Genomic DNA, 22,621 nt, shown 5'->3' with positions numbered 1-22,621 from the left:
TTGGGAGAATATGAAAGTTTGCGCCTTTGCTTTTTAGGTTTGTGTTTGTGCTGATAATACCTGTAATTAACCAATTATCTCAACTCCTTTCTCTGAGTCGCAAATAGGCTTTACATGTTTTGACAAATATAACCCCATACCTCATTCGATATGGGGCTATATTGTTTACCGAAAACCTTTTCTATAAATTACTATTCTTATTCTGAAACCGGAGCGTTGATACCTTCAACTGCTGTATCAAGAAGCTTCTGAAGATCGGTATTATCAGGATTTCCGCTTGCAAGAATCTGTCCGAGAGTCTCAGCAGGGCTCCAATAATTTCCGCCGATAACCTGAGGCGTTGAGTAAGGTGCCTGCGCTGCAAGCGCTGAAATAGCCTTGTCATTTTTAACTGCATCAGATGCAGCCGCATTTATATTTGAAGGTCCAAGGTTTCTTGCTTCAAATCTTTCTGTCTGAACTTCCTCAGAAGTAAGATATTCAGCGAGAAGCATTGACCATCCCATGTTCTTTGTATGAGGATTTACACCGACAAGCTTAAATCCTGAATATGATGAAAGCTGGCAGTCTTTGTCACCGATATGCATTGTAGGAAGCTTTGCAGCCTGATAGTTCTCACCCCAAGCATCTGCCGCAACCTGTGCATTCCAGATACCGTTAACAGCCGCACATACTGTGCCATCCTTAATTCCTGTAACTGTGGTACCGTCATCCATATTTACTACGGCGCCTGTTGCAACCGCATCAAGGATTGCCTGACATACATCAGTACCACCCGCTTCATTCCATGTGCAGGTATTTGTCTTTCCGTCATCATTAAGAGTTGCTTCCAGACCAACTGCCTTAAAGAAGCTGTACAGATACCATCCGTTGTTAAACTGTATCGCAATCTTCTTTCCTGCTGCCTTTGCATCCTCTATCATAGCCTCAAGATTTGAAGGATCTTTGATTACAGAACTGTCATAGAACATGAAATAACCGTTATCGGCAGTCATCGGATAAGCATAAAGCTTCCCACCAACCGATGCAGCCTCTACGGAAGTTTCAACATTAGCCGTTGCTACATCATATGTATATGTAGCCTGCACTTCCTGAAGTGCTCCGGCATTAACAAGATCATTGATCTGATCGTGAGCAAATGTATATACATCAGCAGCAGCCTCTACGTCTGAAAGAACAGTGTCCTTCGCAGTAGACTCTGACTCTGCACCAAGCGTGATATTAAAAGTCACATCCGGATACAGTGCCTTAAAATCTTCAAGAACTCCCTGTGTGAATTCCTGGTCTTCTTCTGAAGCCCATACTGTAAGGTCTACAGGATCCGTAGTAGCATTGATCAGGTTCTGAACCGCATCCGCTGCTGCATTGTTATCTGCAGCCTCGCCTCCGGAATTGTCAGATGATGGTGCCTCCGTCACCGGTGTATCATTGGCAACTTCAGGATTACCACAACCTGATATTGCTGCGGTTACCATAATTGATACCAAAGCGATCGATAAAAACCTCTTTTTCATAATTCTTTACCCTCCTAAGAATTGTATGACATCTTAAATGAAAAAATCCTCCGTCCGTGCGGCATTGTGTCAAAATCATGTACAAACAGCTGTTCGCACGCTTATATTTTACCATTTTTGCAGGATTATATCAACGTTTTATTGATAAAAGAGGTGGCTGCTTGTATTTTATCCCGTAGATTCTTTTATTAAAACTTCGTAACCCATAAGATTCTTATCCGGGATACTTTCGCCGTTTATAAGCTTAAGAAGTATATTGCATGCCATGTTTCCGAGCTTCTGCGGGTCATACTTAAGTGCTGTCACTTGCGGCTGGTTACCTGCAAGAAGATCGCTATCGTAAAAAGACGCTATACCGATATCTTCAGGAATGCATATTCCGTCCCGTCTTAATTTCAAAATCACATCACGGCATATGCTGTCATCCATGCATACAATACATTCCGCGCCCGCCTTTATCGCTTTGTCTGCAGCTTCTTCCACATCTTCGGTTGTCTCATTGCCCAAAAATAACATGCTCTCATCCGGCTCTATCCCTGCTGTTTTAAGTCCCAGCTCAAAGCCCTTTTGCCTTGTTACATTAACCATATGATTCAAAGAGCCTCCGATAAGAACAAGCTTTTTGTAGCCTCTTTCAATGAGTCTTTCGGTCAACTCTTTGCATGCATTTTCATGATCGTTGTCTATCTGGATAACATTCTCTTCCTTTGAGCTTCCGACCGTCACAAAGGGAATATTCCTGCTCTTTAAATATCTGACTGCAATATCGTCGACCAAGGTCCGTCCGAGGATAACGCCGTCAACTTTTTTGTTCTCAACTATTCTTTCCAAATGGGAAATATTATCTTCATATACCAGAGAAATAAGGATGTCATAATCGGTCGCCATCGTAACTTCGCAGACTCCCGCCATGCATTTCTGAAAAAAAGGAAGGGCATATACATTGGAATCGCCCGGAATAGCCCAGCAGATATTGTACTTTCTCTGATCCGCAAGCCCCTTTGCCATTGGATTGGGTCTGTAATTGTTTACTTCTATATAATCGAGGACTCTCTGCCTTGTCGCATCTCCTATTCTTCCTTTTCCGGAAATCGCACGGGAAACAGTTGTTTTCGAAACCCCAAGAGCCTTTGCCACGTCCCCTATGGTAATGTTTTTATTTTCGTTCATACGGAATATCCTCTTTTTAGCCAAATATTAAAAATAATACTTTGCAATTTCGTATCTCTATGTTATACTTTGCGCAATTGGTTGTCTTGTTTGAAATTTAGCACTTTATCAATATTCCGTCAACTATGATCGCAGCCTGATTTTTCGCTTTTGACTGCTAAATGCTACCAATTTTTATACATGTTTTTTATTATTTATACGAATATTTTCTCTCATTTTTTTGACATATATGTAGGATTTTTTATAGAATTATATATATACTTTTGTTTTTCTTAGAGGTGACGTTATGAAATCAACTTATTTTGGTGTTGCATATTATGCTGAATATATGCCTTATGACCGGATAGATACAGACTTCCAGCTCATAAAGGATGCCGGCATGAATGTTATCAGAATTGCCGAATCAACATGGAGCACTTGGGAGCCGTCTGACAACGTATTCGATTTTACATATTTACATAAGGTACTTGATGCCGCCGCAAAATATGACATATCTGTCATCGTAGGCACGCCCACATATGCAATCCCTTCATGGCTTGCCAAAAAATATCCCGATATCATGGCGCTGACTCCCGAAGGTCAGAACATATACGGACACAGGCAATTACATGACATCACAAATCCGAATTTTCTTTTCCATGCAGAGCGAATTATCAGAAAGCTGATGGAAGAAGTTGCGAACAATCCTCAGGTTATCGGTTTTCAGATTGATAACGAAACTCGCTCCGGGAACGGATACTCTCCTGACAATCAGAAGATGTTCATTGAGGAGATGAAGAAAAAATATCCCGATATTAAGGAGTTTAACGCTGAATTCGGACTCAATTACTGGAGTAACAGTATAGCATCATGGGATGACATGCCCGATATCCGTGGAACCGTAAACGGCAGTCTTTCAGCAGCATACAAAGCATTCCTGAGAGACAAAATCACCGAATATCATAAATGGCAGGCAGATATCATAAATGAATACAAAAGAGACGACCAGTTCATCACCCATAATTATGACTTTTCATGGGATGGATTCTCTTTTGGTATCCAGCCTCTCGCAAATCAGCGAGATGCTGCGGAAGCCACAGATATAGCAGGAGTTGATATCTATCACCCTACTCAAAACAAATTTGACGGTGCAACCATAAGTTTTGGCGGAGCAATCGGAAGATCTCTTAAGAAAAACAATTACCTCGTACTTGAGACACAGTCTCAGGGAAGACTCGATTGGCTTGCATATCCCGGTCAGCTCAGACAGGCTTATTACAGCCATCTGGCAAGCGGCGCAAACGGAGTTATGTACTGGAACTGGCATTCAATTCACAATTCCTGTGAATCCTATTGGAAAGGAATCATCAGCCACGATCTTATTCCGGGAGAAACATACAAAGAACTCGCTTTCGCAAGATCGGAAGAATTGAAGATTGACGAGCATTTAAAAGACCTGACCAAGAATTGTTCGGCTGCCATTCTCGCCGACAACAGAAGCCTTGTCGGTCTTGACGAATTCCCCATCGACGATGTGTCCGATGAAAGTGTCGGTCAGGATGACTGGAGTCCCAAAAAGCTCACTTACAATCACATACTTCGCTGGATGTACAATGCCTGCTACAAAATGAATCTTGAAACAGATATCGTTTACAAAGAAGATGTCATATTAACGGATCCGGAAGCTATGGCAAAAAAATATCCTTTGCTGATAGTACCGGCACTCTACTCCGCTACAAAGGAATTGATAGATTCACTCAGAAAGTACATTGAAAAAGGCGGAAATCTGGTACTTGGCTTCAAGAGCCTTGTATCCGACGAAGAACTAAAGATTTATCCGGATGTCCTTCCTTACAATATGACTGACATTATAGGCGGTACATACGATCAATTCACAAGGCCTGTAGATACCACGATAAAGATTGACGGCAGAGAATTCAATGTTTCTCATTGGATGGAACTTCTAAGGCCTCAGGGCACAGGTGAAGAAGTCTGGGGAACATACGTCCATCCATGTTGGGACAAATATGCCGCAGTACTTCACAATAAACTTCCATTCTCAGGAAGCGTGACCTATATCGGATGCTACATGCAGTGTGAAGGTCTGACTGTTATATTAAAAAAACTTATCAGAAGGATAGGCCTTTCTTTACCGGAGGAATCTTTCCCCATCATCGTAAAGTCAGGAACCAACACACTTGGCGAAAAAATAACCTATTACTTCAACTTCTCATCTAAGATTGAACTTATTTCGATATACAAAGACTGTACCGAACTGATCAGTTCAAGCGAATATCACCGCGGAGACAAGATCAGCATAGGTTCATGGAGCGTTAAGATATTTGTCAACAAATGAGGTTTAAAGTATGAAAACACAGGATTTGATCAAGTATATTGAAGATGGCAAGTTAAATGATACTCTTCTTGACATCTACCTTGATGAAAAAAAGCTTGCTTACCAGACCGACAGGTATATTCAGGCAATAAAAAGTTATGAAAAATTATACAGATCCTCTGCAAACTATAACGACGATGTAATAATAATCAATGCTCCCGGCCGTACCGAAGTCGGCGGAAATCATACCGACCATCAACACGGTCACGTCCTGACAGCATCTATAAATTTGGATACCATCGCAATCGTAGCGCCAAATCCTTCTACGGTCAATGTACAGTCTGAAGGATATAAAATGATAAGCTTCGGTATCGATGATATTTCCCGTGATTCTTCGCAAAAAGGAACTACACTCTCTTTAGTAAAGGGTGTAATTGCCGGAGCGCAGATGCGGGGATTTGAAATAGGCGGTTTTGATGCTTATATCACAAGTGAGGTGCTCGGAGGTTCCGGCCTGTCTTCATCTGCCGCCTTCGAAACCGTAATAGGAAACATAATCTCTTCACTTTACAATGAAGATAAGATTGATGACATCACTATTGCTACAATCGGCCAATATGCTGAAAATATATATTTCGGTAAGCCTTGCGGACTTATGGATCAGATGGCATGTTCAATCGGAAGCCTGTGTCATATTGATTTCAAGATTGCCGGTACACCAAAGATTGAAAAGCTTGACCTTGATATAAATGCAGCAGGCTACAGCCTTTGCATCACAGATACAAAAGGAAGCCATTCCGGATTAACTTCCGAATATGCGGCCGTTCCCAAAGAAATGATGGCTGTTGCGGCAGAATTCAGAAAAGCTGCTCTTGCAGACGTTCCGGAATCCCAGGTTATAAAAGCTATTCCTTCACTTCGCCAAAAACTCGGTGACAGAGCCGTTCTCCGCGCTCTGCACTTCTATGAAGAAAACAAAAGAGTTATCAAAGAAGTGGACGCCCTCAAGAGTAACGACTTTACAACATTCTTAGAAACAATAAAAGCATCCGGCGATTCATCATTCAAGTTCCTTCAGAATGTATATACCGGCCAGGATATTCAGCACCAGAACATTTCCATAGCACTTTGCATAAGTGAAATAGTTCTCGGCTCAGACGGCGGTGCATGCAGAGTCCACGGCGGCGGATTTGCCGGAACAATACAGGCATTTGTCAGAAATGATAAAGTCGAAGAATATAAAAAAGCCCTCGATAACGTATTTGGTGAGGGCGCTTGCGTCGTTCTTAAGATAAGAAAATACGGCGGCATGAAAATTGATATTTAAACATTTTCTGTTTTAAATATATACTCCACTAATAATAAAGAGCCATGACTTTTTAGTCATGGCTCTAAATCTATCATTTTTACTTATGATCTGCTATTATTTGGCAGGTTTGAGCAGCTTCCCCTGTTCCTTGTGAACAATAAGCGGTTCACTTGTTCCGTCAACGGAATTGTTAGTGATAACACACTCACTGATACTGTCATCTGAAGGAATCTCGTACATTACATTCATCATAGTCTTCTCCATGATAGAACGAAGTCCACGGGCACCTGTCTCTCTCTCATACGCCATCTGTGCAATCTTATCTACAGCATCATCCTCAAATGTAAGCTTTACATCATCGAAATCAAAGAGTTTCTGATACTGCTTAACAAGGGCATTTCTGGGCTCTGTAAGAATTCTTACAAGTGCTTCCTTTGAAAGTCCCTCGAGTGTAACAGTAATCGGCACACGTCCGACAAACTCAGGGATAAGACCAAATTTAACAAGATCCTGAGGAGTAACTTCTTTTAATACATCTCCAATCTCTCTTTCAGTCTTGTCTGCAATCTCTGCATTGAATCCGATTGAATTACGATCGAGTCTGGCCTCTACGATCTTGTCAAGACCGTCAAAAGCTCCGCCGCAGATAAACAAGATATTACTTGTATCAATCTGGATAAGTTCCTGATGAGGATGCTTTCTTCCGCCCTGAGGAGGAACGCTTGCAACAGTACCTTCTATAATCTTAAGAAGTGCCTGCTGAACACCTTCACCCGATACATCTCTTGTTATAGAAACATTTTCGCTCTTCTTGGTGATCTTATCAATCTCATCGATATATACAATGCCATATTGAGCTCTCTCGATATCATAATCGGCATTCTGGATAAGCTTAAGCAAAATATTCTCAACGTCTTCTCCGACGTATCCTGCCTCGGTAAGCGTGGTTGCATCTGCGATTGCAAAGGGTACGTTGATTATCTTGGCAAGTGTCTGTGCAAGATATGTCTTACCCGATCCGGTAGGACCTACCATTATAATATTGCTCTTCTGAAGCTCTACTTCTGATTTATCCTCACTTTTTGGGGCCAATACCCTCTTGTAGTGGTTATAAACAGAAACTGCAAGAACTTTCTTTGCCTCTTCCTGTCCGATAACATACTCATCCAAAAAGTTTCGGATCTCAACGGGCTTCAAAAGATTTATCTGCTCGTCTCTATCAGGCATTTCAGGTTCATCGTCAAATTCCTCCGCGATGATATCCGAGCATATCTCTACGCACTCGTCGCAGATATATACGCCTGCGGGACCCGCTATTAATTTTTTCACCTGATCTTGTGTCTTATTACAAAAAGAGCACTTGATCTCTCCCGGTATCTTTGCCATTATTTATTTTCCTCTTTCTTAGGACGGTTCTCAACTATAGAATCAATAAGACCGTATTCCAAGGCCTCCTGAGCAGTCATCCAGTTATCTCTTTCTGTATCTGCTGCAACCTGTTCAAACGGTTTTCCTGTATTCTCGGCAAGCATCCTGTTCATTTTCTCTTTTGTTCTTATGATATGCTTTGCAGCAATCTCAATCTCAGTTGCCTGACCTTGTGTTCCACCCAAAGGCTGATGAATCATAACTTCTGCATTTGGAAGAGCCATTCTCTTACCCTTTGCTCCGCCTGCAAGAAGAAATGCTCCCATACTTGCAGCCATTCCTATACATATTGTACTAACATCACACTTAATGTAGTGCATTGTATCATATATAGCCATTCCGGATGTAATTTCTCCCCCGGGACTGTTAATATACATGTGAATGTCCTTATTGGGATCTTCAGCTTCAAGGAACAGGAGCTGAGCTACAACTGTACTGGCTGATGCGGCATTAACTTCTTCTCCGAGAAATATAATCCTCTCCTTCAAAAGTCTGGAGTAAATATCATATGATCTCTCACCGCGACTTGTCTGTTCAATGACATAAGGTATTAAACTCATTTTTTCTTCCTTTCTAGCCTTAATAAAATCTCACTTTTCATTATACCAATAATTTTATAAAAATAGCATAAAAAATTTCCCGTAAAACGATATTTACGGGAAATTTTTCATTTTTATCCACCTAAAACCTAATGATTATTCTTCAGTCTTCTTTTTTCTTGTTGTCTTCTTAGGCTTTTCTTCCTTGTCTGCATCATCTTTCTTAGCTGTTGTCTTCTTTGCAGCTGTCTTCTTTGCAGGCTTCTCTTCTTTATCGTCAGCCTTCTCAGCTGTCTTCTTTGTTGTTGTCTTCTTTGCAGCCTTCTTAGCAGCACCTTCCTTAACGTTCTCTACAAGGAAATCAGCAGCCTTCTGAACTGCAAGATCACTCTTCATGATCTCTTTCTCAGAATCTGACATAAGCTCTTTGAGCTTAGAAAGTTCCATTCTATACTGCTCAGCCATCTTCTCAAGTTCTTTCTCGAACTCTTCGTCAGATACTGTGATGTTCTCCTTCTCAGCAACAGCCTCAAGAACAAGTCTTGACTTGATTCTCTCGATAGCCTGAGGCTTAACCTGCTCAAGCATCTTGTCTACAGTATTACCTGTGTACTGAAGATACTGATCCATGTTCATGCCCTGCATCTGAAGTCTCTGAGCGAAATCGTTAACGATCTGTCTCTGCTGTGTCTCGATCATAGCCTCAGGAAGTTCCATATCTGAATCTTCGATAACTGCCTTAACTACAGCATCCTCTCTCTTAGCCTTCTCTTCGTTTGTCTTCTTCTCAACAAGCTTCTTCTTAACATCTTCCTTGTACTCAGCAAGTGTATCGAACTCTGATACATCACTTGCGAACTCATCATTGAGTTCAGGAAGTTCCTTAGCCTTGATAGCCTTAACCGTGCACTTGAAAGTAGCATCTTTACCTGCGAGTTCAGCTGCCTGATACTCTTCAGGGAACTTAACGTTTACATCGCCTTCTTTGCCAATCTCAAATCCGATAAGCTGCTCTTCGAATCCGGGAATGAATGCACCTGAACCGATTGTAAGAGGATAATCTGTTCCCTTTCCGCCCGGGAATGCAACTCCGTCTACAAATCCTTCGAAATCAAGAGTAACGATATCATTATTCTGAACTGCTCTGTCTGTTACATCCACAGTTCTTGCATTTGTGTTTCTCTGCTTATCGATCTCAGCATCAACGTCAGCATCAGTAACATCGATATCCATCTTTTCTACTTCGATGCCCTTATATTTTCCAAGCTTAACCGGAGGCTTAAGAGCTACTTCAGCTGTAAAGATGAAGTCCTTTCCTGCCTCAAGCTGCTCAACATCAATCTTGGGAGAAGATACAACGTTCTCTCCGCACTCCTCTACAGCCTTGGGATACTCTTCCTCAATAAGAGCATTTGCAGCATCCTCGTAGAATACTCCCTTACCGTACATCTGCTCGATCATCTTACGAGGAGCCTTACCCTTACGGAAACCGGGTAACTGAATCTTATTCTTGTTCTTCTCATAGGCCTTCTGAATTGCCTTCTCGAGCTGCTCTGCAGATACTTCAATCTTAAGCTTAGCCATGCTCTTTTCAAGCTTCTCAACTGTTACGCTCATTTTATCTGTAATTCCTCCTAAAAGTATTTATAATAAAGAGCCGAAAAACACAGTTTCAAGCCCTTTCGCCTACCTGTAGGCACAATCGTTTCAAATTATATCATAAGTACATATTTTTTTCCATGTTTTTTTCACTCCAATATCCGTTAATTTCCTATATGTAAAAAGTTGCTATTTTTTATGTTAAGTATAATTAAGCACCACAATATAGCCGATAACCTAAAAAGCTTAACGCGGAGAAACATAAAAACTATATAAAATTTTCCTATTTTTAGTCACTTTTTAACTGCTAAATAGTATTATTTTAGTATAAAATTACATTAATTTTTTAATGTATTTTAATGCGTTACAGCACTATCCACTTAAATTAGTACGGAGGCATTTTAAATGGCAAAGGATTCCAAACCAAAGAAAAAAAATACCAATTTTGCGAACAGCATAAAGCCCAGAATGATCGCTATAATGCTCTTGGTAGCAGCAATTCCGCTTATTATTTCATTAATAGTAAGCTATGCGACTTCTACTTCAAAAGCTGTCAGCGATGCTGAAAACACTCTGAGTTGGCAGGCAAATTATATTTCATCGGAATTTGAAGGTCTGATGGAAAAGAACATAATGAGTTTACAGACTTTGGCTAAATCACCTGCAACAACAAGATTCATGGAAAATCCGTTCAACGTTTCATTCCAGGAAGAAGCTGCAAAGTATCTCGAAGAGATAGATACAATGCTTGGTGACGGAAACATTACCATTCTTACAAGTAAAGACGGAAAAGAAATTCTCAAAAATACAGGTGAACTTGAGGATGTAAGCGGAAGTGAATTTTTCCAGGAAGCAATGAACGGAAATGTTTTCGTTTCCAATGTAATCGTTTCAGAATCGTCAGGCATACGTCAGATAACAGTCGCAGCTCCGGTTATCAACTCAAAAGGCGAAACAATCGGTATTGCCCAGCGCGAACTTGACCTGAACAAATTTCATGCATTCCTCGCTGAAAAATCAAGTGACGCTTTCTTCGTAGACAGAAACGGCCTTGTTGCCGCACATTCTCAGTATGAGATCACATCAGCAAACGAAGATGACAGAAGCAAATCACAGTTCATAACTTCCGGTCTCGACAGCGGAGTTTACCAGGTTGATACCGGTAAGGGATACCATGCGTTGGTTTCATATGTAAAATCACCCAGCACAGGATTTGTTGTCGTTGCTGCAACAGACACTAAGGTAATAACTGCCGAAACAAGATCTGCTGCACTGATCGTTGTCCTTGTAGGATTGGCTCTTTTAGTTGTAACAGCGGTTATCTCAGTAAAGATGGCTCTTTCCTTTACAGATCCCATCAACGAGGTTAACAACTCTCTCGCTATGCTTGCAGACGGAAGATTTGCATTGGTTGAAAAGCATACAAAGAGAAAAGATGAATTCGGAACTATCATAAATAATACAAACACTGTAATAAATGAGCTCCAGGCCATTGTTTCCAATATCAAGTCATCGGCTAACACAATCGGTGAGTCATCCGAAGAATTGTCAGACATGGCAAACCAGATCTCACATACCGCAGAAGACGTATCAAATGCGGTTCAGGATATTGCATCAGGTGCAACCCAGCAGGCTGATGAGATCCAGAAGGCATCTGAAAACGTTACACAGATCGGTAATGCCGTTTCGGATGTTCAGGGATCCACAGACAGTCTTGAGTCACTTGCAACAAGAATGAAAGATGCTTCGGAAGCTTCTTCACAGTCGCTTTCAGCTCTCCAGGAATCAAGCACAAACATGACATCCAAGATTGATGATATCTCTAAGACCATTTCGGCAACACAGGATGCCGTTTCAAGTATCAATGAGAAGGTTGAAGGAATTGCAAGCATAGCTACCCAGACCAACCTCCTTTCACTTAACGCTTCTATCGAGGCCGCAAGAGCCGGTGAAGCAGGAAAAGGATTTGCGGTTGTTGCGGAAGAAATCGGTAAACTTGCCGACGATTCAAAAGCAATGGCTGATGATATCAGAAAGCAGATGGATATACTTCTCGAACAGAGTAAAGCTGCCGTTGAAGCTTCAGATGAAGTTAAGAAAGGTAACCTCGACCAGCAGGATGCTTTGGGCGAAACTCTCATTTCCGTAAATGAAATGCTCGCCGATATCAGAGAAACCGTTAACGGTGTAAAGAGCATCTCATCCGGTGCAGAGACTTGTGTATCTTCCAAGAATGTTGTATCAGATTCAATGAATTCGCTCTCTGCTATTTCACAGCAGAACGCAGCTTCATCAGAGGAGACAGGTGCTTCCATGGAAGAACTCTCCGCTACGGTTACATCACTTGCAGGATCGGCCACAAACCTCAAAGGTGTTGCCAACAAGCTTAACGAAGATATCCAGTTCTTTAAAACCTGATAGGGTTACGCTGTAAATATATAGGCAGATATATATAATTTTAGCTCAGATTGTGCCGGCCATATAAATGAGCCCAATGAGTTGGTCCCATTTATATGGCACAAATTCGCAAAAATTATATATATCTGCCTTATTTTTTGCGTAAGGTTCTATCTTTCTTAATCAGGTCAACTTCTGTTGTCCCCAAAGTCACGCTGTATATACGATTGCTTGTGCCATCTGCTCTGCTGCTTCTTTTCCATTGAAGTGCTCTAAGATTGCAAGTGCGAATGGAATTGCTGTTCCCATGCCTCGGGATGTGATGAAGTTTCCATCTTTTGAAACCTCGTCGGTAGATACATTTGCTCCGATCAGGTCGCCTTCACATCCGGGATAGCAACAAACTTTTTTGCCCTTAAGAAGTCCCATCTTGCCGTATACGGTAGGTGCCGCGCAGATTGCCGCAAGCATCTTGCCTTCGTTATTAAACTCTTCTATCTTGGCCTTAAGAGGTGCACAGGCATCAAGATTCTTGGTTCCGGGCATTCCACCGGGAAGAATGATCATGTCAACTCCGTCAAAATTAAAGTTCTCAATCATATCATCTGCCTCAAGCTTTATTCCGTGTGAGCCTTCAACAGCCTTGGATCCTGTTATCGAGACCATTGTGATATCAATCTTAGCCCTTCTTAATATGTCCACTACGGTAAGTCCCTCTATCTCTTCAAAACCATTTGCCAGAAATATTGCTGTCTTTGCCATATTCGTCCTCCGTTTATTTTTATCAATTTGCTATGCTCTTATATTATAATAAATTATATTATCCAACAGCATAAAATAATATCTATATCACACAGAAAGGTAAAATTCATGGGAATTGAAATAGAAAAGAAATTTACGATCAAAGAACTTCCGAATGATTTAAGCACATTTCCGCACCATATAATAGAACAAGGCTATCTGAACGTATCTCCCGCTGTTCGCGTTCGAAGAGAGGATGACAACTATTACATGACCTACAAAGGCTCCGGTCCCGCAAAGGACGGCGGCATCGGAAAAGTAGAATACAACATGCCGCTTGATGCAGAGAGCTACGCTAATCTTGTAAAAAAATGCGACGGCAATATCATAAAGAAAACCCGCTATCTCCTGCCTCTTAATGAAGACGCATTTGACAGCGAGTTTCTATCAGCCAATCCGACAATCGGTCCGGCAATAAAAACCGGCGATATCAAGATAGAACTTGACGTATTCGACGCCCCCTTCTTCGGGCGTTATCTCGCCGAAGTGGAGTTTCCAAACGAAGAATCCGCAAGCGCTTACCATGCCGCATCATGGTTTCTTAGAGATGTAACAGGTGATTACCACTACAGTAATTCCTACATGAGCACGGAATCACTGTAAACTTATTTGGCGGTGCAGAACCTTAAATCTGCACCGCCAATTTTTTATATCATAGCTTCCTGTAACATTTAAAGTGTGGATAGAAGTGTGAATTTATAGAAAAAGAAAGATACCTCAGATAAACTGTAATTGCTGACCCTAGCATAGTTGGCAATAAACAGAAAAAGAGAGGTATCTACAAATGAATTCTACACAAAACAAAAAGATCAGGCAAGTTACAGAAAAGACAATGGTGGTGGGCATCGATGTTGGTAGTGAAAAACATTACTTTAGGGCTTTTGATTGGAGAGGAATTGAGCTCACCAAAAAGCCTTTTCCATTCACTAATTCAATGGAGGGATTTAATTCCTTTTCCAATGAGATATATTCGCTTATGGAACGATTCCATCTATCGGAGACACTTGTTGGCATAGAGCCTACAGGGCATTATTGGTTTAATCTTGGACAGTATATGAGCGGTAAAAGTATAAAGTTTGTAATGGTTAATCCGCATCATGTACATAAATCGAAGGAGCTAGATGATAACAGTCCTTCAAAAAATGATTGCAAGGATCCTAGAGTTATAGCTGGACTTGTAAGAGAAGGAAGGTATTACTATACATATATGCCGCAAGGTATATATGCGGAACTCAGAAATGCTTCAAATCGTAGATTTACACTTGTTGAGGAACAGACGCGAATAAAAAATAGGTTGTATAGATGGATCAGCGTGTACTTCCCCGAATATAAAGGCATATACACCCAGATAAATGCTAAGGGTGGGCTTCTGATTTTGAAAGAAGCTCCGATGCCTGAAGATATAATCAAGTTGGGAATAGACGGAATTATAGAAATATGGAAGAAAGCTAAACTTCGTGCTAATGGTCGCAAAAAGGCAATGGTTATCTATAATGCTGCACTAAAGAGCATTGGATACAGAGAGGGGCTTGTAGAAGCAAGAATGGAGATCAGAGATCTTCTTGAGGACCATGAGCAAAATGAAAAGCGTCTTAAACAGATCAATGATCTGATTGAGAACCTTGCCCTTAAGATCAAGAATGTAGAAAAACTTCTTGAAATAAAAGGTATAGGGATAATTACAATAGCAGGATTCATTGCAGAAGTGGGCGATATCATGCGCTTTGATAATGCCAAAGAACTGCAGAAACTTGCGGGATTAGAATTGGTGGCAGATAGTTCTGGAAAGCGTAATGGCATGACCAGGATAAGTAAGAGAGGACGTAAACATTTGAGATATTTGCTCATACAAGCTGCGATATCCGTTGTTGGTAAGTGCGAAGAATTCAAAGAGATCCACAATTATTACACTACCAGGAATTCAAATCCATTAAAGAAGATGCAATCAATCATAGCTGTAGCATGTAAACTTATTAGGGTTTTTTATGCGATCTTGGCAAAAGGGATAGACTATGATGCGTCAAAGATGCTTGAGGATATCAAGCATCCAGGAGAAACGCCAAATTTGGCGGCGTAATCCAATAATCCATGGTACTACAGGAAGCGTCCACCGGTAGGTGCTGTAGTAAGGAGTGTTTTGGTTCAGTAAGTTACAAAGAGTGAGCTGGTAGCCAGCAGGAATAAATTTCCGGAGGACAAAGATCCTGAGACATAGCTGAGCTGGCGCCCTGGTTATGGATAGGCAGAACGAAGGAAGTGAGGACTCCGATAGAGGATGATCCTGTTGGACATGAGAGGTGAGCTGCCATATAGGGATGGGTATGCATCGAGGCCATTTAAATCGTAATCAAAAGACGTTTTATTTGGAGTACCCATAAATACCTATATATCCGTCAATTTAGGCAAGGATTAGTCCATAACCAAGCAATCACTCAATCTGAGAATGAAAAAAAACTAGGAATTTACACAAAAAACACTTGATTAATTGGAGAGGAAATTGCTTTCCTATGATATAAAAATGCTCCGCAGGATGCGCAGCTCGCGGAAAGGTAATTTATTGCTTCGCAATACCGCTCGCGCGCGAAAGAGTCGCGAGCGACTCTTTGTTCTTTTCACTCACTTTACAATTCTTCCGTATATTTTGGCATAGCCATACATTCTGTTGCAGAGCTCATCCGTAAGCTCATCGCCTTCCATCTTCCACTGCCAGTTTCCACCAAGCGTGGACGGAATATTTATCCTTGCACTCTCGTCAAGTTCAAGATAGTCCTGCATTGGGATTATAGCCGTATCGGCAACACTTGAGAATGCTGCGCGTATAAGCGCACTCACAACCTGCTTTCCGCCGCTAACGCCAAGATAGTCTCTTGTAAATTTCTTGTCATCTCTTTTTAATGTCTTGTACCAACCTCTTGTCGTATCATTGTCGTGAGTTCCCGTATAAACAACGCAGTTGCTGCTGTAATTGTGAGGAAGATACTCACTGTCTCCTTTCGCATCAAAAGCAAACTGAAGTACCTTCATTCCGGGATATCCCGTCTTTTTAACAAGCTTTAAAACCGAAGGGGTAAGAAATCCCAGATCTTCCGCGATGACCTTCACATCTCCGAATTCTTTTTTCACCGCATCAAAAAGAGCATATCCGGGGCCTTTTCTCCACTTTCCGATCTCAGCCGTGGGGTTTCCGTACGGGATGGCATAAAACTCGTCAAATCCGCGGAAATGATCGATTCTGAGTACATCATAGAGCTTGTAACAGTGCCCTATTCTCTCAAGCCACCACTTGTAGCCTGTCTGCTTGTGGTAGTCCCATCTGTAGAGCGGATTTCCCCAAAGCTGACCTGTTTTACTGAACGCATCGGGCGGACATCCCGCAACCTCTATTGGAACATTATCTTTATCAAGAAGGAAAAGTTCGGGATTGGCCCACGTATCCGAGCTGTCAAAAGCGACATATATCGGTATGTCGCCGATAATCTCTATCCCGTTCTTATTCGCATAATTCTTGAGCGTATTCCACTGCACATAGAATATAAACTGAACAAAGCAGTAAAAATCAATCTCTCCGGAAAGTTTCTCACGGTACAGCGCCATTGCACTTTTTTTCCTTAGTCTTATATCTTCATCCCAAGTATTCCAAGACCTTCCGCCATACATGTCTTTAAGCGCCATAAACAGCGCGTAGTCAAAGAGCCACTTCTTTCCATTGAACTTCTTGAACTTCTCAAACTCATCCTGCACCTTCGATGCTTCCGGTATTTTTTCGATATTTCCGAATGCCTTGCGAATTAGCTCATATTTATGCGCTTCTATCATCTTATAATCGACTTTGTCAGAAGGCTCGTCGCTCTTTAATACCTCAAGATCTTCCTTTTCCAAAAGACCTTTTTCCACAAAAAACTCAGGATCTATCAGGTAAGGATTTCCTGCAAATGTAGAAAATGACTGATAAGGCGAATCTCCATAACCTGTCGGTCCAAGAGGAAGTATCTGCCAGTATTTCTGCCCGGCCTTCTTTAGGAAATCAACGAAAGCATACGCCTCTTTTGAAAACGCTCCAATCCCATAGTCCGACGGCAGGGAAAAAACAGGAAGCAGAACTCCACACGCTCTTTTCGGTACATTATCACTCTTTTTCATATAAATCCCCTTATCGTAATCCGGCTGTTTCCCGGATAATTCAAAACTCATGCATTCTTGAACATAAAGTTCAAGAATGCATCAACCAAGCCAATTTTCATCAGAATTTTTTATCCGTGATTCCCCAGATCAGATTTCTCCACTGTTCAAGCTGATCTGTAGTCATGAAACCATTCGATGTTCCCATATATCCGATCTTGTAAGATGCAAACAAAAGAGCATTCTTTATGGCATTTACGCTGTCTCCCGTTTCCAGATAATAATGGAGAAAACAGGCAAAAAGCGCATTACCGGCACCGATGGTATTAACAACCTCGTTAGTCTTCACGGTATTATAGTGAATCCTGAGATTTTGAGACTTATCATAAAGCATAAGTCCCTCACTGCCCTGTCCAAGGATTATTATCTCGGTTCCGTATGTATTTGCCATTCTGTCTATGAAATCATAAGGATCTTCCGTCAAAGTATCATCACTGAAATACAGGATTTTGGCGGAGTCTAGAAAGTCTGCGTTATATTTTTCTTTTTCTTTGTTGTAATATCTGATATTAACCGCGATAGGCTTATTATGCTCCTGTGCAACCTTAACAAACGGCCTGCAGAAATTTGCATTGGCCAGAACGATCATGTCACAGCTCTCCGCGATTGGCGGAACCATGGACATGTCATATGCATTATCACGAAGATCTTTTATATCTTCAAAGATCTGCTGCCTTCTCTCTTTGTCATACAAAACGACTTCAGTAGGCGTATCATTCATCTGTGGGATAATATATTCAGTGGACAGCGTTATCTTCCTGTCGGGAGGATTGATCATCTCAAGGTCCTGATTTCGTCCGACGATCGACATGAAAATAACATCATCGCCGAGCCACTTAAGGGCAAGCGACTCGTTGTATGCATCTCCGCCCATAGCGGTATAGATCGAATCTATAGCGCTTGTCATAGGCGCAAAACTTACAGGAATCTTATCAACTCTGACGATAGTCTCAATCTGTGTTACACCAGCCACTAAAAATTTACCCATTTTTTAGCCTCCTTATTATGTAAGCACCATCTTTTGAATCATATCAACATATTCAGTAGCTTCAGCCATAAACAAGTCCGCTCTGAAGCTTCCGTTCCTGATATTTCTCTCAAGTAATCCTTCTACCGTAAAATCAAGCACATCCCATAATTTATTATAATCCGTTCCTCCGGAAAAAATCGTAATGTCCGTCTTTTCCTTCAGAGCCTGCATTATTCTTGCATACTTATCTCTGCGTTCATGTATCTCTTCCACGGCCGATTCATCCTTTTCCTCATCAGCTTTTTTCAAAAAAGCAAAAAGATACGGAAAACGCACTACAGATGCTCCCTTAGCGGCTAGAATCTGCTTGTACATCTCAAAATAGCCGTTCTCGTTCTTATCAATATGTGTCGATAACTCCAGCGTCACCACTTTAGTGGCATAATCATACAAAAAACCGTAAAGTCCTATCTTGTTCGAGAAATAATGAAACAAGAGGCCTTTACTGATATTTGCAGTCTTCACGATCTCATCGGTACTCGAATGATAGTAGCCATGCTCAGCAAATACCTTGAGTGCAGCGTTTATCACCCTTTCCTGCTTCTCTTTTTTCAGTCCAAAAAATCGCTCATTCATAGTTATTCTCCGACACTGATTGACCACCTTAGTCTGATTCAAATATATCATTTTAAAAAAATGAATTCAAACGATTTACCGTTATTTATTAATTTTTAATACAACGGACTTTTATTTATCTCAAAATTGTTATAAAATTAATTCAACGTTTGGATAGGAGGATGTATGATTATGTCCAAGGGAAATGGATTCGGAAAGTTTATTTTATTCTGCGCTGCTGTTGGTGCAGCCGCTGCCGGTGTATATTATTACTTAAGTAAGAGAGACGCTGAACTTGCCGACAGTTTTGATGACGAAGATTTTGAAGAGTTCGAGGATTTCGACGAGGATTTGGATGATACAACCGAATCCAGATTCGGTTCCAGAAAATATGTAGACATCAAGACCGCCGAAGATGATGCAGAGCCCACTGCCTCTACTGCGACTGATGCTACCGGAACTACCGAAAAGACTGATTCCGATACAGCGGATGAGTTCTTTGGTGAAGAAGACGATAAATGATAATTAGCCCCACGGATATCTGATATCCATGGGGTTTTATTATGCGACCATATAAATCCATAAGGACGATTGGTTGCATAGAGCCTACAGGACCAATCTTCGCAGGGGTTGCGTATTTTGACAATCATGGCATAAAAAAAGAGGATTATTTATTCCTCGCTCCATAAACTCGCCCGTGGACGGGCTCAAACAGATGGAGCGAAAGCGGAATAAATAATCCTCTTTTTTTATACTCATGATTGTTGCAAAATACGCAAATACTGCGAAGATTGGTCCTGTAGGCTCTATGCAATCAATCTGGCTATGGAAAATTAATGCTATTCATAAAGAATTTGGATTCACATGCTGTCAAGGATACAATCAATATAACCCTATTTAGCTTTGATCATCCAATTTCATTTTTTCCAATATGTCCATTTGCATAATACTATTATATAAATGTTGCCATATATAAAGGCATTGTAATGATACCGTCTTCGCTTACGCCTATATTTCCATCCATGAACTTATATGCATAAGGTATGTTCTTTTCCTTCTTGATAATTGAACTTAGTGAATTGGCTTTAGTCTTACCACTTTTAACTTCTATAGGAACAACCTTACCATCAACTTGAATAATAAAATCCAATTCTTTCTTTGTTGTTTCATTTTTGTAGAAATACAGATTATATCCTTTTTTATGAAGTGCATCTGCTACCGCGCATTCATATAATCCACCCTTTGTATTACCAGATAGTGTGTTTTCTACAATATGCTGCTTCAATGAAAAGTCTTTCATAGATACTAAAAGCGACAAATCTGTTGTATACGCTCTAAAGAAGTCATTTCTAGCATAATCTTCTAGATCATATTTAACATCAGTAACCAATTTGCATAATTGTACCATGTCAGCCCTAAGCAACCACTCAATACTCGAATAATACTTTTGTGCCCTTGCACCATGCTCTATTTCTTTATATTGAAATTTATGATTCTCTTTATCAAGTAATTGTTTTGCAAGAGTTAAGTAGCACTTTTCAGCTTTAACCTTTTCCTCCGCTGTTGCATAGTGAGCTATATCATATTGATACCCCTGCAGCAGATTTTTTTGAACAGAATCCACATCTCTAAAATCTTTTGTATCAATATACTTTTGAACTGCCTCAGGCATACCTCCAGTTGCGATATATAATCTGTAATATTGCATCATCTGCTTGTGAACAGAATCAGGTATTGGTTTCATTGTCTTCAAATATGAATGCAATGATCCAATTACAGTTTCTGATAAACCTATACTCCACAGAAACTCTTCAAAATCCAACCCATACATCCTTAGATAATCTACATACCCAACGGGATAGGATGAGGCTCTTTTATAATCTATTCCAAGTAAAGAACCTGACGCCATTACATCATATTGATTATCTAGTGCCCAAAACTTCAACGATGTAATCGCCTCTTCACATTCCTGAATCTCATCTAAGAAAATCAATGTCTTCCCTGGTATAATTTTCTTGTCTGGAAACCGGAAGCGTAATGCTAGCACCATAGTTTCAACAGTAAGATCTCCTGAAAAAATTTCAACAGCAGAAGGAGTCTGCTTAAAATTTATTTCCACTAATTCCTCGTATTTCGCCTCTGCAAATCTCTCAATAGCAAAAGTTTTTCCTGTTTGTCTTGCGCCTTGGACAATCAAACACTTTTTATTTTTGGTTGAAACCCAGTTTTCAAGCTGGTTTGTAAGCTTTCTTTTTAACATAATCTTTTCTCCATCAACATTTTGATAAGTATATTATATACTCAAATCAACATTTTGGAGAGAAATTATGTATCTTCCATCAACATTTTGGAAAGAATTAGAGTGTTTAGACCCTTAACAAACCAACAATTCTTTTAATCTATTCTCATCAACACCATTATTGCAGGCAATGACAGTATCATCTATAACAATAGCAGGTTTACTAATTATTCCATATTCACTTGCATATTCAATGCTGTCCGTGTATGTAAGTTTTACAGCAACATTTGATTCTTTAATAATTTCTTTTAATTGCTCATATAAATTGTAACCGCTCTTGCAACAGCTGCTTCCCACAACAGTGACATTCTTTAATTCGCAGCCCTCTACAATATTTATAAATTCATTATCATTACTACCATTCTCTGTTTGCTTGTTCCATAGATTAAATAAATTCATTTCCCCATCCTCAAATTAGTAATATATTTTGTATTATATTAAACGTGTATCCCACTATCATAATTCCCACCAAGCATATTGCTAGGAAGGCAAAAAATAACTTTCCTTTTACTATTTTTCTCAGCATTATCAATGATGGCAAAGAAAGTGTAGTGATGGACATCATAAATGCCAAAATCACTCCAAGATATGCTCCCTTTTCCAATAAAGCTTCTGCAATTGCAATGGTCTGAAATATATCCGCATATACAGGTGCACCTAATATAGTCGCTATTAATACAGCAAATGGATTTCCCTTACCAAGAATTCTTACAACCAACTCTTGAGGAATCCAATTATGGATAAATGCTCCTACACCTACTCCAATAATTATGAAAATCCAAATGTTCTTAATAGTATTAAAAGCCTCTCCAAGCCCGATTTTTATTCTATCCATCTGGGTTTGATTCATAGTTTGAACTTCAGTAGATTTCGCCTTTTTTCTAACGAACTCTTCTACCTCATTCTCCATATGAAGGGCTCCAATAATCCATCCACCTACGATTGCAATTATCAATCCTGTAACAATGTAGACGGCAGCAACCTTCCACCCAAAAACGCTTGCTAACAATACAAATGAGGCAATATCAACCATTGGTGAAGAAATCAAAAAGGAGAATGTTACTCCCACCGGTAATCCTGCATTAGTAAAACCTATAAATATAGGAATAGATGAACAGGAACAAAAGGATGTAACAGTACCAAATAATGCAGCTACAACATTTGCCCATAAACCGCTAAGTTTGTTTAAAACAGCTCTCGTCTTTTCAGGAGGAATATACGTATCAATATATCCAAAGATTGAAATCAAGCTAAAAAGCAAAAGCATAATCTTAATTGTGTCATAGACAAAAAAATGTATGCTTCCTCCCAGCTTGCTTTCAATATCAACTCCAATCATTGTAAGAAATCTGCCGGTGCTTGTAGCTAACCATTCCATTCCTAACAATTCATCTTGCAAAAATTTCAGTATCTTTCCCATTATGTCTCCCTAATTTAAAGATAATATACCCAGAAGCATTGATTATCTTCTCTCAACTCTAGCCTAT

At 40.3% G+C, this 22,621-nt stretch carries 18 protein-coding genes; 6 read left to right on the top strand and 12 right to left on the bottom strand.

The window, feature by feature from the left end; genetic code table 11:
* Positions 1-197: 197 nt before the first annotated feature.
* Both T356_RS0111835 and T356_RS0111830 read right to left on the bottom strand, forming a co-directional pair.
* A complete protein-coding gene (locus T356_RS0111835) occupies positions 198-1,514 on the bottom strand; it encodes an extracellular solute-binding protein (RefSeq protein WP_026514659.1) in 1,317 nt (438 codons plus the stop codon).
* A 168-nt stretch (positions 1,515-1,682) separates the two neighbouring features.
* A complete protein-coding gene (locus T356_RS0111830; RefSeq protein ID WP_026514658.1) occupies positions 1,683-2,684 on the bottom strand; it encodes a LacI family DNA-binding transcriptional regulator in 1,002 nt (333 codons plus the stop codon).
* A gap of 286 nt (positions 2,685-2,970) precedes the next feature.
* Between T356_RS0111830 and T356_RS0111825 the strand changes: the two genes are divergently transcribed.
* Positions 2,971-5,019 (top strand): beta-galactosidase, encoded by a 2,049-nt coding sequence (locus T356_RS0111825; protein ID WP_026514657.1) that lies wholly within the window; start codon positions 2,971-2,973, stop codon positions 5,017-5,019.
* Positions 5,020-5,029: 10 nt separating this feature from the next.
* Complete coding sequence (locus T356_RS0111820; protein ID WP_026514656.1) at positions 5,030-6,325, top strand: galactokinase; 1,296 nt, start codon at positions 5,030-5,032, stop codon at positions 6,323-6,325.
* Positions 6,326-6,421: 96 nt separating this feature from the next.
* On the opposite strand, the gene clpX is transcribed toward T356_RS0111820, so the two are convergent.
* The 3 genes from clpX to tig all read right to left on the bottom strand — a co-directional run bounded on the left by clpX (position 6,422) and on the right by tig (position 9,891).
* Positions 6,422-7,693, bottom strand: a complete 1,272-nt coding sequence (gene clpX / locus T356_RS0111815) for an ATP-dependent Clp protease ATP-binding subunit ClpX (RefSeq protein ID WP_026514655.1) — start codon at positions 7,691-7,693, stop codon at positions 6,422-6,424.
* A complete protein-coding gene (clpP, locus tag T356_RS0111810) occupies positions 7,693-8,319 on the bottom strand; it encodes an ATP-dependent Clp endopeptidase proteolytic subunit ClpP (protein WP_255346972.1) in 627 nt (208 codons plus the stop codon). Before clpP ends, clpX begins: the two co-directional genes overlap by 1 nt.
* A gap of 111 nt (positions 8,320-8,430) precedes the next feature.
* Entirely contained in the window at positions 8,431-9,891 is a 1,461-nt protein-coding gene (gene tig / locus T356_RS19320) for a trigger factor (RefSeq protein ID WP_035781012.1), read from the bottom strand.
* Between the two features lie 387 nt (positions 9,892-10,278).
* On the opposite strand from tig, the gene T356_RS0111800 reads away from it, so the two are divergent.
* Entirely contained in the window at positions 10,279-12,291 is a 2,013-nt protein-coding gene (locus T356_RS0111800) for a methyl-accepting chemotaxis protein (protein ID WP_026514653.1), read from the top strand.
* Between the two features lie 189 nt (positions 12,292-12,480).
* Here the strand turns inward: T356_RS0111800 and T356_RS0111795 are convergent, their stop codons facing one another.
* Positions 12,481-13,032 carry a DJ-1 family glyoxalase III gene (locus T356_RS0111795; RefSeq protein WP_026514652.1) on the bottom strand — a complete coding sequence of 184 codons (552 nt, stop codon included), beginning with the start codon at positions 13,030-13,032 and terminating at the stop codon, positions 12,481-12,483.
* A gap of 108 nt (positions 13,033-13,140) precedes the next feature.
* On the opposite strand from T356_RS0111795, the gene T356_RS0111790 reads away from it, so the two are divergent.
* Positions 13,141-13,674 carry a CYTH domain-containing protein gene (locus T356_RS0111790; protein WP_330370936.1) on the top strand — a complete coding sequence of 178 codons (534 nt, stop codon included), beginning with the start codon at positions 13,141-13,143 and terminating at the stop codon, positions 13,672-13,674.
* Between the two features lie 181 nt (positions 13,675-13,855).
* Entirely contained in the window at positions 13,856-15,148 is a 1,293-nt protein-coding gene (locus T356_RS0111785) for an IS110 family transposase (protein WP_026514650.1), read from the top strand.
* A 539-nt stretch (positions 15,149-15,687) separates the two neighbouring features.
* Here the strand turns inward: T356_RS0111785 and malQ are convergent.
* The 3 genes from malQ to T356_RS20470 all read right to left on the bottom strand — a co-directional run bounded on the left by malQ (position 15,688) and on the right by T356_RS20470 (position 18,856).
* Positions 15,688-17,211, bottom strand: coding sequence for a 4-alpha-glucanotransferase (gene malQ, locus T356_RS0111780; RefSeq protein WP_051563404.1), 1,524 nt, complete (start codon positions 17,209-17,211; stop codon positions 15,688-15,690).
* Between the two features lie 100 nt (positions 17,212-17,311).
* Positions 17,312-18,238, bottom strand: a complete 927-nt coding sequence (locus T356_RS0111775; RefSeq protein WP_026514648.1) for a carbohydrate kinase family protein — start codon at positions 18,236-18,238, stop codon at positions 17,312-17,314.
* 15 nt (positions 18,239-18,253) lie between these two features.
* Complete coding sequence (locus T356_RS20470) at positions 18,254-18,856, bottom strand: TetR/AcrR family transcriptional regulator (protein WP_051563403.1); 603 nt, start codon at positions 18,854-18,856, stop codon at positions 18,254-18,256.
* A 165-nt stretch (positions 18,857-19,021) separates the two neighbouring features.
* Here T356_RS20470 and T356_RS19310 point away from each other — a divergent pair, with 165 nt between their 5' ends.
* Positions 19,022-19,357, top strand: coding sequence for a hypothetical protein (locus tag T356_RS19310; protein WP_051563402.1), 336 nt, complete (start codon positions 19,022-19,024; stop codon positions 19,355-19,357).
* 430 nt (positions 19,358-19,787) lie between these two features.
* Here the strand turns inward: T356_RS19310 and T356_RS0111760 are convergent, their stop codons facing one another.
* The 3 genes from T356_RS0111760 to T356_RS0111750 all read right to left on the bottom strand — a co-directional run bounded on the left by T356_RS0111760 (position 19,788) and on the right by T356_RS0111750 (position 22,554).
* Entirely contained in the window at positions 19,788-21,095 is a 1,308-nt protein-coding gene (locus T356_RS0111760) for an ATP-binding protein (RefSeq protein WP_026514647.1), read from the bottom strand.
* 114 nt (positions 21,096-21,209) lie between these two features.
* A complete protein-coding gene (locus tag T356_RS0111755) occupies positions 21,210-21,533 on the bottom strand; it encodes a thioredoxin family protein (RefSeq protein ID WP_026514646.1) in 324 nt (107 codons plus the stop codon).
* 10 nt (positions 21,534-21,543) lie between these two features.
* Positions 21,544-22,554, bottom strand: a complete 1,011-nt coding sequence (locus T356_RS0111750; RefSeq protein ID WP_026514645.1) for a permease — start codon at positions 22,552-22,554, stop codon at positions 21,544-21,546.
* Positions 22,555-22,621 lie beyond the last annotated feature (67 nt).

The sequence above is a fragment of the Butyrivibrio sp. LB2008 genome (assembly GCF_000621565.1).
Lineage (GTDB): Bacteria > Bacillota > Clostridia > Lachnospirales > Lachnospiraceae > Butyrivibrio.
This window is presented reverse-complemented; position numbering and strand designations above follow the sequence as displayed.

Bases quoted from the DNA above. Each gene is read 5' to 3' on its own strand.
- malQ (WP_051563404.1), bottom strand. From the start codon at position 17,211: ATGAAAAAGAGTGATAATGTACCGAAAAGAGCGTGTGGAGTTCTGCTT.
- T356_RS0111760 (WP_026514647.1), bottom strand. From the start codon at position 21,095: ATGTTAAAAAGAAAGCTTACAAACCAGCTTGAAAACTGGGTTTCAACC.
- T356_RS0111800 (WP_026514653.1), top strand. From the start codon at position 10,279: ATGGCAAAGGATTCCAAACCAAAGAAAAAAAATACCAATTTTGCGAAC.
- T356_RS0111755 (WP_026514646.1), bottom strand. From the start codon at position 21,533: ATGAATTTATTTAATCTATGGAACAAGCAAACAGAGAATGGTAGTAAT.
- T356_RS0111835 (WP_026514659.1), bottom strand. From the start codon at position 1,514: ATGAAAAAGAGGTTTTTATCGATCGCTTTGGTATCAATTATGGTAACC.
- T356_RS0111775 (WP_026514648.1), bottom strand. From the start codon at position 18,238: ATGGGTAAATTTTTAGTGGCTGGTGTAACACAGATTGAGACTATCGTC.
- T356_RS0111820 (WP_026514656.1), top strand. From the start codon at position 5,030: ATGAAAACACAGGATTTGATCAAGTATATTGAAGATGGCAAGTTAAAT.
- T356_RS0111750 (WP_026514645.1), bottom strand. From the start codon at position 22,554: ATGGGAAAGATACTGAAATTTTTGCAAGATGAATTGTTAGGAATGGAA.
- T356_RS0111795 (WP_026514652.1), bottom strand. From the start codon at position 13,032: ATGGCAAAGACAGCAATATTTCTGGCAAATGGTTTTGAAGAGATAGAG.
- T356_RS0111790 (WP_330370936.1), top strand. From the start codon at position 13,141: ATGGGAATTGAAATAGAAAAGAAATTTACGATCAAAGAACTTCCGAAT.
- T356_RS0111785 (WP_026514650.1), top strand. From the start codon at position 13,856: ATGAATTCTACACAAAACAAAAAGATCAGGCAAGTTACAGAAAAGACA.
- tig (WP_035781012.1), bottom strand. From the start codon at position 9,891: ATGAGCGTAACAGTTGAGAAGCTTGAAAAGAGCATGGCTAAGCTTAAG.
- T356_RS0111825 (WP_026514657.1), top strand. From the start codon at position 2,971: ATGAAATCAACTTATTTTGGTGTTGCATATTATGCTGAATATATGCCT.
- clpX (WP_026514655.1), bottom strand. From the start codon at position 7,693: ATGGCAAAGATACCGGGAGAGATCAAGTGCTCTTTTTGTAATAAGACA.
- T356_RS19310 (WP_051563402.1), top strand. From the start codon at position 19,022: ATGATTATGTCCAAGGGAAATGGATTCGGAAAGTTTATTTTATTCTGC.
- T356_RS20470 (WP_051563403.1), bottom strand. From the start codon at position 18,856: ATGAATGAGCGATTTTTTGGACTGAAAAAAGAGAAGCAGGAAAGGGTG.
- T356_RS0111830 (WP_026514658.1), bottom strand. From the start codon at position 2,684: ATGAACGAAAATAAAAACATTACCATAGGGGACGTGGCAAAGGCTCTT.